This window comes from Arthrobacter sp. 01T414 (genome assembly GCF_056398965.1).
Map to the genome: position 1 here is coordinate 20987 of NZ_JBFTQK010000004.1, position 14275 is coordinate 35261.

Sequence of the window (14275 nt, forward strand, 5' to 3'; positions counted from 1 at the left end):
GCGGCACCCCACCGGGTGCCGCTCCTTTTTTGCGTCTTCGTCGCGTCCAGCGGCCGGGCCGGCCCGCGAGTCGGACCGGGCGCCCCGCCCGCTCGCGAGCCGGACCCGGGGCGCGGCCCGGCCGCCTAGGGCTCGAACTTGTAGCCCAGCCCGCGTACCGTGATCAGGTAGCGCGGTGCTGAGGGGTCCGGCTCGATCTTGCTGCGCAGCCGCTTGATGTGAACGTCCAGGGTCTTGGTGTCGCCGACGTAGTCGGAGCCCCACACCCGGTCGATGAGCTGTCCGCGGGTGAGGACCCGGCCGGAGTTGCGCAGCAGCATCTCGAGCAGCTCGAATTCCTTCAGCGGCAGCGAAACCTGTTCGCCGTTCACGCTGACAACGTGCCGCTCAATGTCCATCCGCACCGGCCCGGCCTGGACGGTGCTGGAGACGAGCTCCTCGGGTTCGCCGTGGCGCCGCAGAACGGCGCGGACCCTGGCCACCAGCTCCCGGGAGGAGTAGGGCTTGGTGACATAGTCGTCGGCGCCCAGCTCGAGGCCCACTACCTTGTCGATTTCCGCGTCCTTGGCGGTCAGCATGATCACCGGCACGGACGAGCGCTGGCGCAGCTGGCGGCACACCTCGGTCCCGGACTGGCCCGGCAACTGCAGGTCCAGGAGGACCAGGTCGGCGCCGTTGCGGTCGAATTCGGTGATGGCGTCGAGACCGTTGTCCACGACTTCCACCTCGAATCCTTCCTTGCCCAGCAGATAGGAAAGGGGGTCGCTGAACGATTCCTCGTCCTCGACAATAAGAATCCGGCTCAAGCGCTAGCTCCTTGTTCATGGACGCCGGCGGCGTCGCGTCGATCGTGTCGTGCAGTTTGCGGGGACCGGCGGGGATCCGCCGCGGGCTCGTCCTGGCCCTCCATCTCCGGGAGGCGGATGGTGAAGGTGGAACCCTGCCCGGGCTGGGACCAGAGCGTGACCTCACCGCCGTGGTTCGCCATCACGTGCTTGACGATGCTCAGGCCCAGGCCGGTGCCTCCGGTGTGGCGGGAGCGGGCGGAGTCCACGCGGTAGAAGCGCTCAAAGACGCGCTCCTGGTCCTCGGCGCTCAGCCCCTCGCCCTGGTCCGTCACGGAGACGGCCACCAGGCCGTCCCTGGCCCGCACGCCGACGCCAACCCGGGTGTTCTCCGGCGAGTAGCGGATAGCGTTGTCGATCAGGTTTCGCAGCGCCGTGACGAGCAGGTCTTGGTCTCCGTAGACCATGGCGTCGGTCCGGCCTCCCACAACGATCTCAATGTTCTTGCTTTCGGCCGGCAACTGGGACCGGTCCACGGCCTCGGCGACAACCTCGTTGATGTCCACGGGGTGTGCCTGCTGGGCCACGTTGGCCCCCTGCAGCCGGGAAAGTTCGATGATGTCCTGCACGAGCGCGGCCAGCCGGGTGGATTCCTTATGCATGCGCTTGGCGAACCGCCGGACGGCTTCCTCGTCGTCCGGTGAGGCTTCCAGCGCTTCGGCCAGCAGCGAGATTGCGCCGACCGGGGTCTTGAGCTCATGCGAGACGTTCGCGACGAAGTCGTTGCGGATCTCCTCGGTGCGGGTGATCTCGGTACGGTCATCGGCGAGCAGCAGGATATATTCCTCGCCGAGCATGGCTGCGCGGATCTGCACCACGATGGTGCCCTGGCCGAGCGGGCCGCGCGGCAGCTCGAGCTGTTTCTCAAGGATCACGCCGTCGCGCCGGACCTTGCCGGTCATCTCGAGCAGCTGCTGGTGCACCACGGTGTGGCCCCGGACCAGGCCGTAGGCGTAGGCCGCAGGGCTGGCGCGCACGACGCCGTCGACCGCGTCCACCACCACGAAGGCGCGCCCGACGACGGCCAGCACCTCGGCGGCGCCCTCCGGGAGCGAGGGATCGCCGGTCTCGACGTCGCTGATCTTGCGTTGCTGCTCGCTGATCCGGAACGCGAGCACGCCAAATATGCCGAGCGACAGGCCGACCAGGCCCGCGATCACACCGATGAGCATTGGATCCACGGCTCCAGCTTATGCGCTGCGGCATGCCGGAAATCGAAAACTTGTGCGATTGGGGCGCTGGTTCAGCTAACGTTCACCTATTGAGGCGTAACAGTTCACCGGAGGCTGGAAGGGTGGCAGGTTGAACGCCGCTACGGTGAAACGAAACGGCCGGCCGCCGCGGCGCCCGGGAACGTTTCCGAGGAAAGGACGCACCCGTGCGTAAGGTTTTTCAGGAAGAACTCGCCCAGGTGGGTGAGCAGCTCGTCGAAATTTCGAAGCTCGTCAGCGAGGCGTTCGAGAAGGCCACCACAGCCTTCGAGGGCGCAGACATCGACCTCGCCGAAGACGTTATCGCAGCCGACGCCCGGATCGATTTCCTGCAGAACAGCCTCGACGAGCGTGCCATCGACATTCTCGCCCTGCAGGGCCCGGTGGCGAGCGACCTGCGCATGATCGTGGGGTCGCTCCGGATGAGCGCCTCGCTGGAGCGGATGGGCGACCTCGCCCGGCACATCGCCCAGCTCGCCCGTCTCCGCTACCCGGCCAACGTGGTGCCGCAGCAGCTGCAGGAGACCTTTAAGAGCTTCGCCAAGCACGACCTGGAGATCGCGGAGAAGCTCACCGTGCTGTTGGAGACCCGCGACCTGGAGGTGGCCCGGGACATCCTCAAGGCCAACAGTGCCGTCAACGACCTGCACCTGAGCGTCTTCAAGGCGATCGCCCGCAGCGACTGGGCAGAGTCCGCCGCCACCACCGTGGACGTCGCGCTGGCCAGCCGCTACTTCGAGCGCTTCGCGGACCACGGCGTCTCGGTTGCGCAGAAGGTCACCTACCTGGTCACCGGCGCATGGCACCCGACCAGCATCGAGCACAGCTGACGGCCCCGCCGTCCCAATAGCAGCGGGTACGACGGCGGCCGGTCACCTTGGGGGTGACCGGCCGCCGTCGTCGTTTCCGGGGTACGGAGGACGCTACTTCTTGCCCTGGTTTGCCACTGCCTTGATGGACTCCGCGGCGGCCTCGGGGTCGAGGTAGGTGCCACCCGGGTTCAGCGGCTTGAAGTCCTCGTCCAGTTCGTAGACCAGCGGGATGCCGGTGGGGATGTTCAGGCCGGCGATGTCCTCGTCGCTTATGCCGTCAAGGTGCTTGACCAGGGCGCGCAGGGAGTTGCCGTGGGCGGTGACCAGGACGGTCTTGCCGGCGCGGAGGTCTTCCTTGATGTCCGATTCCCAGTACGGGAGCAGCCGGATCAGGACGTCCTTGAGGCATTCGGTGCGCGGCATGGCGTCGCCGAGGTCCTTGTAGCGCGGGTCCCCCACCTGGGAGAACTCGGAGTCGTCCGCGAGGGGCGGCGGCGGGGTGTCGTAGGAACGGCGCCAGGTCATGAACTGCTCCTCGCCGTATTCGGCCAGGGTCTGGGCCTTGTCCTTGCCCTGCAGTGCGCCGTAGTGGCGTTCGTTGAGGCGCCAGTCGCGCTTGACGTCGATCCAGCCGCGGTCGGCCTTCTCCAGCGCAAGGTTGGCAGTGTTGATGGCCCGCTTCAGCCGCGAGGTGTAGAGGATGTCCGGGAGGACGTTGTTCTCCACGAGCAGCTCGCCACCGCGTACCGCCTCGGCACGGCCCTGGTCGTTCAGGTCGACGTCCACCCAGCCGGTGAACAGGTTCTTGGCGTTCCATTCGCTGTGGCCGTGGCGCAGCAGAATCAGCTTGTAAGTCATGCTTTTCATCCTAGCCGAGCAGTCCCGGGCCGTGCCGAGCGTTACACCGGCCGGGATAGGCTGGACGCGTGGTGCAGAAGGCTGAGCGGGTGGTGTCCCCCCGGACCCGGAGCGGGATGCAGAAGCGGACCCAGGACGGCACCGGCGGCGGCACAAGGACGGGCCGGCCGGTAGGCAACGTGACCCGCGGAACCACCAACCCCAACCGAATGCGACGGGTGGACCGCTGGCTTACCGGCCCACAGGCCTGGCGGTTGCGCGGCGCCGAGGATCCACTGGTCGTCGACCTCGGCTACGGCGCGTCCCCGGCTACCGCCGTCGAACTCTTCGAACGCCTCACCGCCATCCGGCCCGACGTGCGCGTGGTGGGGATTGAGATCGAACCGGAGCGCGTCCGGCAGGCCAAGGCACTGGAGCGTCCCGGGCTCAGTTTCCAGCTCGGCGGCTTCGAACTTCCGGTGCCGGGCTGGCCGGTGTTGGTGCGGGCCTTCAACGTGCTGCGGCAATACGAGGAAGCCGACGTGGCTGCCATCTGGCGCCTCGTGCAGGACCGGCTGGCGCCCGGAGGCCTGTTCATCGACGGCACCTGCGACGAGATTGGACGCCGGGTCACCTGGGTGGCGCTCGACGACGAGCGGCCGCTGAGCCTGGGGTTGTCCATGCGCTTCGGCGGCTTCGAGCTGCCCTCGGATATCGCCGAACGGCTGCCCAAGGCGCTCATCCACCGGAACGTGCCCGGCGAACGAATCCATTCCTATCTGCAGGCCCTGGACAAGGCCTGGGTTGAAGCAGCGCCGCTGGCCTCGTTCGGGAACCGGCAGCGCTGGACCGCCATGTGCCGGGCGATGCGGGACGCCGGCTGGCCCGTGCAGGATGGTCCGGCGCGGTGGCGCCTGGGCGAGCTGACCGTGGATTGGGAAGCGGTGGCACCGGACGGTCTATAGCCGGGTGGGGCCACGCCGGCAGGGTTCCCTGAGCGAGCTTGCGAGTTGGGGTACCGGTGGGTGGGGCCACGCCGGCAGGGTTCCCTGAGCGAGCTTGCGAGCTTAGGGTGCCGGTGGGGATCACCAGGGGCCGTAGGGGCCCATGTTGCGGCTTCCGCCGCGGCCGGCATCCTTCACGGCAGGGCGGACGTCCGCGAGGTAGACGGAAGCGGCCGTGACGGCCGCGAGGCCAAAGAGTCCCAGCGGGCCGAAGAACCCGCCTCCGCCGCCAACAATGGACAGCAGGCCGATGAAGAGGGCGCCGCCGGTCAGGGCGAGCCAGAACGTCTTGGTCCGCTTGGACACGGCTTCGAAGGCGTTGGCCTTGTGCCGCAGGCAATCGAAGAACGCCCACACCTCAAGGCCCAGGGCTACGACCGCCAGCAGGAAGTAGATCCCTCTGTCGGCAAATTCAATCAGCGTTCTTCCGTCCATGCCCCAAGCCTAGCTGTCCAGTGCTGCCAAAGCCTGCCGCAAATCGGCCCAGAGGTCCTCGACGTTTTCAATTCCGACGCTCAGCCTGACCAGGTTCTCCGGCACGCTCTCCGGTTCCGCCGTGTGCCGGCGCCGGCGTTCGATCAGGGATTCCACGCCGCCCAGCGACGTGGCCGGCAGCCACAACTCCAGGGCGCGGATCATCCGGTCGGCTGCCTCGGCGCCGCTGAGGGTGCCGTTCGGGCCCTCCACCGGCGCCATTTCGATGCACAGCACGGAGCCGAAGCCCTTCATCTGAGCCTTGGCCCGTTCGTGGCCGGGGTCCGAGGGCAGTCCCGGGTAGCGGATGCTGCCAACCCGCGGGTGCTGGCTCAGCCGTTCCGCGAGCACCGCCGCGGAGGCCTGGGAGCGCTCGATCCGCAAGGCGAGGGTGCGCAGCCCGCGCAGCGCCAGCCAGGCCTCGAACGGCCCGGCGATGCCGCCGTGGATGGTGCGGTGGTGCAGCAGCCTGGCGTGCAGCTCGGCGTCGGAGGTCGCGAGGGCGCCCAGCACGACGTCGGAGTGGCCGGAAAGGTACTTGGTGACCGAGTGCAGGACGACGTCGGAGCCCAGGCTGAGGGGCTGCTGCACGAGCGGGGTGGAAAAGGTGTTGTCGGTGACGACGAGGGCATCGGCCGCGTGTGCCGCGGCGGTCAGCGCCCGGATATCCGCGACGCCGAGCATCGGGTTGGTGGGGCTCTCCAGCCACAGCATGCTGGCCGGTTTGCCGTCGACGGGCGCCAGCTGCGCCAGCACGGCGTCGGTGTCCGCAATGTCCACGGTGCGCAGCTCAAGGGCGCCCTTCTGCGCCAGTTCCGTCGCCATCACGAGCGACCCGGCGTAGCTGTGCGAGGGCATCACCAGCACTCCCTGCGCCGGAACCAGGGACAGCGCAGAACCCACCGCGGCCAGGCCCGAGGCATACAAGAGGCCCGGCAGTGCGGCGCCTTCCAACTGTGCCAGGGCTTGCTCGAAGGGGTCCCAGGTGGGGTTGGAGTAGCGGCCGTAGCCGCGGTCGCCGGGGCCCAGCGGGCCGGTGCCGAAATAGGTCGAGGACAGCACGATCGGCGGGTTCACCGGGGCGTCGCGCTCGCGCGGGGGACGGCCCGCGGCAACCACCACGGTTTCGGCCGAGAGCGAGGCTGCCTGTTCTTCGGAGAGACTCATGGTGACAGGGTACGTCGGAGCGGCCCGGTGCCTGTAAGGCGTTACGCGCGGGCCGCTATGGTGTCGGAGATTGTCGGTAGGCTAGAGCAGTGGATACCCAGACTCCCGGAACGCTCCCCGGACTGTTCATTGCCTTCGAAGGCGGCGACGGCGCCGGCAAGTCGACCCAGACGGCGGAGCTTGCAGCGGCGCTGGAGTCCCGCGGGCTGACGGTGCTGCGGACCCGGGAGCCGGGCGGCACGCCGATCGGCGAGAAACTGCGTTCCCTCGTGCTCGATCACGGCCACGGCCACATCGATGCCCGCACCGAGGCCCTGATCTTTGCGGCATCCCGCGCCGCGCACGCCGCCCAGGTCATCCGTCCGGCGCTGGAGCGGGGCGAGGTGGTCCTCACCGACCGTTACATCGACTCCTCCGTCGCCTACCAGGGCGCGGGCCGCCACCTCGGCACGGAGGCGGTGCGGGGCATCAATGAATGGGCTACCTCGGGCCTGCAGCCGGACTTGACGGTGCTGCTCGACGTCGACCCTGCCGATGGCCGCCGACGCCGGACCGCCGGCGACGCCGCGGAGGACCGACTGGAATCGGAGGCGGACGAATTCCATGCCCGGATCCGGGACGCCTTCCTGTCACTGGCCGCGGCCCGGCCGGAGAAGTACCTGGTCCTCGCGGCGCACCTGCCCGTGCCGGAGCTCGCCGCCCGGATCCTTGACCGGGTTCAGTCCTTGCTCGCCCTCCGCGAGGGCAGCTCGGCATGAGCGTCTGGGACGACCTCCAGGGCCAGCCTGCCGTCGTCACCCAACTGCGACAGGCAGCGGAGGGCGAGGGGCTGACCCACGCCTGGCTGTTCACCGGACCGCCGGGATCAGGCCGTTCCAACGCCGCGAAGGCCTTTGCCGCGGCGTTGAACTGCGACCAGGAAGACGTCACGAAGCGGGGCTGCGGCGAGTGCCCGGCGTGCCAGACGATCGTCGGCGAGACCCACTCCGACGTGACGTTCGTGCGGACCGAGAAAGTCACCATCACGATCGACGAGGCCCGCGAACTGGTCTCGACCGCCGGCAACCGGCCCTCCTCTGCCCGCTGGCGCATCATCGTGGTCGAAGACGCGGACCGGATGGCCGAGCGGACCACCAACGTGCTGCTCAAGGCCATCGAGGAGCCCACCCCGCGCACCATCTGGATGCTGTGCGCGCCGTCCCCCGCGGACGTGCTCGTGACCATCCGTTCCCGCTGCCGGCCGGTGGCGCTGCGGCTCCCGCCAGCGGCCGACGTCGCGGCCCTCCTGGTCAAGCGGGACGGCGTCGAGCCGGAGGTTGCCGAGCGGGCGGCACGCGCTGCGCAAAGCCACATCGGGATCGCCCGCAGGCTGGCCCGGGATCCCGAGGCCCGCGAACGCCGGCTGGAGACCGTACGTTTTCCGCTGCACCTTCGGGGCATCACCGCAGCCGTAATGATGGCGGACAAGCTCGTCAAGATCGCCACCGAGGAGGCCAACAGCTCCAACGAAGAGCGCGACGCCGCCGAGAAGGCCGCGCTGCTCGCTACGCTCGGGGCACCTGAGAGCGGGCCGCTTCCGCCGGCCATGCGCGGCCAGGTCAAGCAGCTGGAGGACGACCAGAAGCGGCGTGCCAAGCGCTCCGTTACCGACTCCCTTGACCGCACCCTGACCGACCTGCTGTCCTTTTACCGGGATGTGCTGATCATCCAGATGGGGAACGCCGTGGAATTGGTCAACGTTGAGCTGAGGAACGAGCTGCAGGAATTCGCCGGGCGCTCAACGGCCGAGGTGACACTTGCCCGGATGGATGCCATCAATAAGGCCCGCAAACGGATCACGACAACCAACGTCGCCCCGCTGCTGGCCATCGAGTCCATGGCCTCCAGCCTGATTTGACCCGCCAGGAACGCTCCACACACTTCGATTCGCCCCGTTCCACATCCCCAAGGAGAACCGCATGACGTCAGCAGCACCACGGCCCTCGGGCGGCCGAACCTTCGGGCTCAAGGTGCGGGCCGCCGGCGCCTTGGCGCTGGGCCTGGCGCTCTCCCTGGTGCTGTCTTCCTGCACACTTTTCGGCACCGGCGACGGCGGGCCAAAGAGCTCGTCCGGGACCCCCGACCCGTCGATCGCGGCCGCCGCCCCGGCCGAGCTGCGGAGCTTCTACTCCCAGCAGCTCACCTGGTCGCCCTGCGAAACTGACTTCCAATGCGCCAAGGTCAAGGTTCCGCTGGACTACAGCAAGCCCGATGGCGGCACGATCGAACTGGCTGCCATCAAGCTGGCGTCGAGGGGCGGCAACAAGAAGGGCAGCCTGCTGGTCAACCCCGGCGGTCCCGGCGGTTCCGGCTACGACTTCGTCAGGGACGCCGGCGCCACGAATATTTCCGAGAAGGTGCGCTCTAACTACGACGTCATCGGCTTCGATCCGCGCGGCGTGAAGCGCTCGGCGCCCGTCACCTGCCTCACGGACAAGGAACGGGACGCCAACCGCGCCAAAATCTACAAGCTGGACACCGACGCCGGATTGGCCGAAGCCTTTGCGGACAACAAGGCCATCGCAGCCAAGTGCGCCGAGAAGACCGGACCGGTCCTGGGCCACGTCGACACCGTCAGCGCCGCCAAGGACCTCGACATCCTCCGCGGCGTCCTGAACGACGCCAAGCTGAACTACCTGGGGTACTCCTACGGCACCTTCCTCGGCTCCACCTACGCCTCACTCTTCCCGGACAATGTGGGCCGGATGGTGCTGGACGGCGCCCTGGACCCCTCGCTAAGCAACGAGGAACTGACCGCCGGCCAGGCGAAGGCCTTTGAGAAGGCCATCCACGCGTATGTGACCAACTGCCTCCAGAACACCGGCTGCCCGCTCAGCGGAACCCCCGACGAAGCGGTCCGGCAGATCCAGGACATCATCGCGGCCGTGGAGGCGAATCCGCGGCAGGCCAAGGACGGCCGGGTGGTCAACGCCTCGATGTTCGTCAGCGGCTTCATCCTGCCCTTCTACAACGACGACAACTGGCCCGCGCTGACGCAGGCCCTGGACAGCGCAATGAAGGGCGACGTGTCCCCGATGCTCCGGCTCTCCGACTTCGGCGCGGACCGCGAGCCCAACGGCACCTACTCGGCAAACTCCACGTTTGCCTTCAACGCCATCAACTGCCTCGACTACCCGATGGAATCAGACCCGGCCGCGATGCATGCCGAAGAGAAGCGGCTTCGCCAGCTGTCCCCCACCCTGGGTTACTACTTCGCCTACGGCGGCACGAACTGCAGGGACTGGCCCTACAAGAGCCTCCGTACCCCTGCCCCGGTCCAGTACAAGGGCTCGTCCGACATCCTGGTCGTGGGCACCACCGGGGACCCCGCTACACCGTACGAATGGGCCGGCGCCCTGCGCAAGCAACTGGGCAAGGCTTCGCTCCTGACTTGGAAGGGCGAGGGCCACACCGCCTACGGCCGCGCCAACAGCTGCATCGAGAAGGCGGTGGACGGGTACCTGGTGGACGGCAAGACGCCGGCCGACAACACGGTCTGCTGAGCTTTGGACGGCTTCCGCGCCGCTCATTTTGACCCGGGCGCGGAAGCTCCATTACAGTTGTCTCTTGCATGATCCGCCCGGTTCGCCGGCGTTTCACGCGGTTGCTTCCTTAGCTCAGTCGGTAGAGCGTCTCACTCGTAATGAGAAGGTCATCAGTTCGATTCTGATAGGAAGCTCGGACAAACCCCCCAGAAATCAACGTTTCTGGGGGGTTTCTCTTTGGTTGTAGACAAGTGGGGAATCCTGTGCATTCCCCCAGGTTTCTTTCGATTCCCATCGTGTCCGTCACTTTTTCGTCACGTCCCCTCGGGTGGCATCAGGCTCGTCGCAAGGCAGCGAGCCGGCGCCCTCTTGCCCTGGGGACGGACACGGGACGCGAGTCGGACGGCAAGCTTTTCCTGAGGCTGGCATGCAACCCGCCTACCTCGGATAGCGGCGGCCTTCCAGTAAGCTCAAGTGGCGACGTGGGCCTCCGGCAGTGAATCGGACCTTCACCCGACGCCGAGAACCTAAGTCTCGGATGTGCCGAACTCTGCGCACATCTGCCGTTACGTCTGAAAGAGGGAGTGCTCCGCGTGTTGACCGCAAGCAATTTTGGGGAAGCTCTGCGGAGCCTCGGTTTTACGGACGAGCCCAATGGGTTGTTGGCCACCACAGTAGATGGCGCCCGCATGGCCGTGGACTTCAAGAAGAAGCAGTTGATCTATCCCGAGGACAAGGGCCTGAAGATCAGCGAACGGCAGACCTGCAACTTCTCGGCAAATGAGAACTTCGTCGTCTTCGAATGCGTCTACAGGCTTCTCAGTAAGGGATACGCCCCGAACCACATTGAGCTAGAGCCCAAATGGCAGCTCGGCCATGGCGCCAGCGGGGGCAGGGCCGACATTCTGATTAAGGGCAACGACGGCAAGGTACTGCTCCTTATCGAGTGCAAGACCTTCGGATCGGAATTCGATCATGAGTGGCGAGTCACTATGCAGGGCAAAGGCCAACTGTTCAGCTACGCCCAACAAGTCAGTGAGACCCAGTTCCTGTGCCTCTACGCTTCCACCTACGAGGAATCGGAAGTCCGGTACCAGACCAACATCATCGCGCACCGCGACAATCCAAAGCACTTGGCTGAGAACCCTAGCCTGCCCACTTTCTCAGGTGCGACCACGACTGAAGATCGGTTCGCCGTTTGGAGAGATACCTACAAGCGTGACTTCCGCACAGTAGGGCTCTTCGAGACAAACATTCAGCCGTACCAGATAGGCAAGGATAAGTATTCCCTCGACGATCTCCACACCATATCTGAGAGCGATCGCAAGAAGAAGTACAACGAGTTCGCCACCATCCTTCGCCAACATAATGTCTCCGGCCGCGAAAACGCCTTCGACAAGCTGGTCAACATCCTGCTGTGCAAACTGGTAGACGAAGCTACCAACCCCGACGACCTGAAGTTCACCTGGAAGGGCGTCGCCTACGATACCCATTTCGGGCTGCTGGACCGCCTCCAGCAGCTTTACCAAGCAGGAATGCAAAAGTTCCTTGGTGAGGACATCACCTATATCAACGAGCAAGACGTCAATCGGGCTCTGCGATTCATCCGAACGAGCCCCGATGCCACTCAGCGAGCCGTTTGGGACCTCTTCGTCCAGCAGAAGTTCTTTACCAACAACGACTTTTCATTCATTGACGTCCACAACCAGCAGCTGTTCTATCAAAATGCAGAGGTACTTCTGCAGATTCTCCAGATGTGGCAAGACGTGCGGTTGACATCCGACGGTGCTACCTTCAACCAGTTCCTGGGCGACATGTTCGAGGGCTTCTTGGACCAGGGTGTGAAGCAATCTGAGGGCCAGTTCTTCACGCCAATCCCGTTGACCAGGTTCATTATTCAGAGTCTCCCGCTGGTTCAGTTGGTAACGGCCAGCAATGAACCTCCAAAGGTTGTGGACTACGCCTGTGGCGCTGGCCACTTCCTGAACGAGTACGCCAACCAAGCGGCGCAGATCCTGCGAAGCGAGACGACGAACGCTTCTGAACTTGCTCGCTATCACGAAAACGTCTTTGGAATCGAAAAAGAGTACCGCCTGTCCAAGGTGGCCAAAGTATCCGCGTTTATGTACGGCCAGCCCGCAATTAACATCGTGTACGGCGATGCGCTAAGGCAGGAACACACCTCCTTCCCGGCTGTTGCAAACGGAACGTTCGACCTGTTGGTGGCCAATCCGCCGTATAGCGTTCGAGGGTTCCTGGAGACGCTCCCGGTGGAGGATAGGAAGGCTTTTGAGTTAACCAAGACCATCGATGAAAAGGCTCTCGACACCGCGAACAGGATCGAGGCATTCTTCATCGAGCGCGCCAAGCAGCTACTGAGGCCCGGCGGCATCGCCGCAATCATCCTGCCTTCCAGCATCCTTTCGAACAACGACAAACCAACGGCTCGGGCGCGAGAGATTCTCTTGGAATCTTTCGACATCGTGGCACTGGTGGAGCTGGGGAGTGGCGCATTCGGATCAACTGGGACGACCACCGTAACGGCGTTCCTAAGGCGGAAAGAAAGCCGACCAGATACCTCTGTCCACCTTCGCGATCGCATCGCAGCGTGGTACGCCGAGCCCGATGCAACTGACGCATATGAAGACGACAGCATCATCGACGAGTACGCCGAACACATCAAGCAGGACCCTGCTGAGTACCGCGATTTCGTTGGGGGCGGGCTGCCGCCCAAGATGATGGCTTCAGAGCTGTTCCAGAACTACAAGCGCGCGTTCGAGGCTGACACGAAAGTAAAGAACCGACTCAAGTCCCGCACGTTCCTCAGGCTCTCAACCGCAGATGCCCAGCGTGAAAAAGAGGATATGTTCCGAAACTTCGCTGTCGCAATCGAGCGCGAAAAGCTATTCTTCTTTGCCGTTGCCCGGTCCCAGCCCAATCCAGTGCTGATCATCCGCAGTCCTAGCGGGACCAAAGAGATGAAGCGGTTCTTTGGGTACGGGTGGAGCAAGGCGAAGGGCAACGAAGGCATACAGCTCATCACAGACGCGCAAAAGCGGCATGTGACGCCGCTCTACGACGAAACATCTCGTACTAATCCTTCGAAGCTCAGCACCTACATCTCGGCTAATTTCGATGGCACACTGGCTTCGCTACCGGACGCCCTCAAAAAGTATGGGACCGTTGCGCCTTTGGAAGACCTCATGGATTTTGACGAGTCAGTATTCGACAAGGCCATATCGCTCTCCCCCAAGTCAGAGATGTTCGTTCCGGAGAGCAAGTTCCCATTGGTTCCGTTGCGCCTACTTGCAACCAACATAAACCGCGGAGCTTCCCCTAGGCCCATCGATGACTACATCACGGAAGATCCGGACGGCGTACCTTGGATCAAAATCGGCGATGTTGCCCGCGGGGCCAAATACGTTACGCAAACCGCCGAGCGCATCACGGCCGAGGGTGCGAAGCAGTCCCGAGCGGTCAAAAAGGGCGACTTCATCCTCTCCAATTCGATGAGTGCGGGCCGGCCCTACATCGTGGACATTGACGGGTGCGTTCACGACGGTTGGCTGATTCTGTCAGACCTGGATTCTTCGGTCAGTAAGGATTATCTCTACTACGTACTGTCAGACCAGATCGTGCAGCGTCAGCTCGACCACAGGTCTAAGGGGCCGATCGTACGGAATTTGAACATCAGCCGCGTGAAGAGTGTCCTCATTCCGCGCGCAGATGAGGACACGCAAAAGAAACTGGTCGCTGACGCCAACGCCCTAGAAGACAAGATCACGAAAGTTCAGGACGACATTCTTCGGCTCAACCATGAGCTGATAACTGAGGTTGCTAAAGCTGAGACCCTTCCCTCCACCCGTCTGGACGAAGTCGCAGAGAACGTTTCGGTCTCTGTCAACCCACAAGACGAGACCGATACCGTTCGCTACGTTGGATTGGAAAGCATCCAAGCCCACACCGGCGAGATGACCGATGTCGCAGGCTCTGAACTCGATGATCCGCAAAGCAGCAAGCGACGATTCGAAGCCAACGACGTCCTGTACGGGAAGCTTAGACCCGGTTTAAATAAGGTCGTTCAGGTCGAAACGCCCGGCATCTGCTCAACCGACATACTGGTCTTCCGGTTCGGATCAATAGAAGCGTCCACGTTCTACTCGCTTTATCTCAGGACGCCGGTGTTCAACAAGCAAGTTGTACGCACAATCACGAACACGATGCCGCGGACCTCGTGGGAGAAGATGCGCAGACTTCCAGTTCCCAGGCTGAACGAGGAGCAACTTGGTGACTGGCTAACGAAGGTGCGCGGTCATCGGCGCGACATCGCCAAACTTGAAACCGAGTTGTCGAAGTTGGTGGCACACAAGGCAGCTCTTGTGAGCAAGTTCCTTTAGGGCG

Annotated in this window: 11 protein-coding genes and 1 tRNA gene; 7 read left to right on the forward strand and 5 right to left on the reverse strand. The window is 64.4% G+C overall.

Annotated elements, in window-relative coordinates:
• Positions 1-125: 125 nt before the first annotated feature.
• Both AC1DK9_RS10190 and AC1DK9_RS10195 read right to left on the reverse strand, forming a co-directional pair.
• On the reverse strand, positions 126-806 hold the full coding sequence (locus AC1DK9_RS10190) for a response regulator transcription factor (protein WP_175324033.1): 681 nt from the start codon (positions 804-806) through the stop codon (positions 126-128).
• Complete coding sequence (locus AC1DK9_RS10195) at positions 803-2017, reverse strand: sensor histidine kinase (protein ID WP_476861574.1); 1215 nt, start codon at positions 2015-2017, stop codon at positions 803-805. The genes AC1DK9_RS10190 and AC1DK9_RS10195 overlap by 4 nt, the downstream gene beginning before the upstream one ends.
• Before the next feature lie 206 nt (positions 2018-2223).
• Here AC1DK9_RS10195 and phoU point away from each other — a divergent pair, with 206 nt between their 5' ends.
• The gene (gene phoU / locus AC1DK9_RS10200) at positions 2224-2886 is read left to right on the forward strand and encodes a phosphate signaling complex protein PhoU (protein ID WP_476860977.1); all 663 of its coding nucleotides are present in this window, start codon (positions 2224-2226) and stop codon (positions 2884-2886) included.
• A gap of 93 nt (positions 2887-2979) precedes the next feature.
• Here phoU and AC1DK9_RS10205 read toward each other — a convergent pair whose 3' ends face one another.
• Entirely contained in the window at positions 2980-3726 is a 747-nt protein-coding gene (locus AC1DK9_RS10205; protein ID WP_476860978.1) for a phosphoglyceromutase, read from the reverse strand.
• 68 nt (positions 3727-3794) lie between these two features.
• Here AC1DK9_RS10205 and AC1DK9_RS10210 point away from each other — a divergent pair, with 68 nt between their 5' ends.
• Positions 3795-4670 carry a class I SAM-dependent methyltransferase gene (locus AC1DK9_RS10210; protein ID WP_476915847.1) on the forward strand — a complete coding sequence of 292 codons (876 nt, stop codon included), beginning with the start codon at positions 3795-3797 and terminating at the stop codon, positions 4668-4670.
• Between the two features lie 120 nt (positions 4671-4790).
• Here AC1DK9_RS10210 and AC1DK9_RS10215 read toward each other — a convergent pair whose 3' ends face one another.
• Together AC1DK9_RS10215 and AC1DK9_RS10220 are read right to left on the reverse strand one after the other, a co-directional pair.
• Positions 4791-5144, reverse strand: a complete 354-nt coding sequence (locus tag AC1DK9_RS10215; protein WP_476915848.1) for a DUF2516 family protein — start codon at positions 5142-5144, stop codon at positions 4791-4793.
• Between the two features lie 9 nt (positions 5145-5153).
• Complete coding sequence (locus tag AC1DK9_RS10220) at positions 5154-6350, reverse strand: trans-sulfuration enzyme family protein (RefSeq protein WP_476915849.1); 1197 nt, start codon at positions 6348-6350, stop codon at positions 5154-5156.
• 89 nt (positions 6351-6439) lie between these two features.
• Here AC1DK9_RS10220 and tmk point away from each other — a divergent pair, with 89 nt between their 5' ends.
• The 5 genes from tmk (at position 6440) to AC1DK9_RS10245 (ending at position 14271) form a co-directional block, all read left to right on the forward strand.
• On the forward strand, positions 6440-7108 hold the full coding sequence (gene tmk, locus AC1DK9_RS10225; RefSeq protein ID WP_476915850.1) for a dTMP kinase: 669 nt from the start codon (positions 6440-6442) through the stop codon (positions 7106-7108).
• Positions 7105-8247, forward strand: coding sequence for a DNA polymerase III subunit delta' (locus AC1DK9_RS10230; protein ID WP_476915851.1), 1143 nt, complete (start codon positions 7105-7107; stop codon positions 8245-8247). Before tmk ends, AC1DK9_RS10230 begins: the two co-directional genes overlap by 4 nt.
• A gap of 61 nt (positions 8248-8308) precedes the next feature.
• A complete protein-coding gene (locus AC1DK9_RS10235) occupies positions 8309-9892 on the forward strand; it encodes an alpha/beta hydrolase (RefSeq protein WP_476915852.1) in 1584 nt (527 codons plus the stop codon).
• A gap of 103 nt (positions 9893-9995) precedes the next feature.
• Positions 9996-10068, forward strand: a tRNA-Thr gene (locus AC1DK9_RS10240).
• Positions 10069-10467: 399 nt separating this feature from the next.
• Positions 10468-14271, forward strand: a complete 3804-nt coding sequence (locus AC1DK9_RS10245; RefSeq protein ID WP_476915853.1) for an N-6 DNA methylase — start codon at positions 10468-10470, stop codon at positions 14269-14271.
• Positions 14272-14275: the final 4 nt, after the last annotated feature.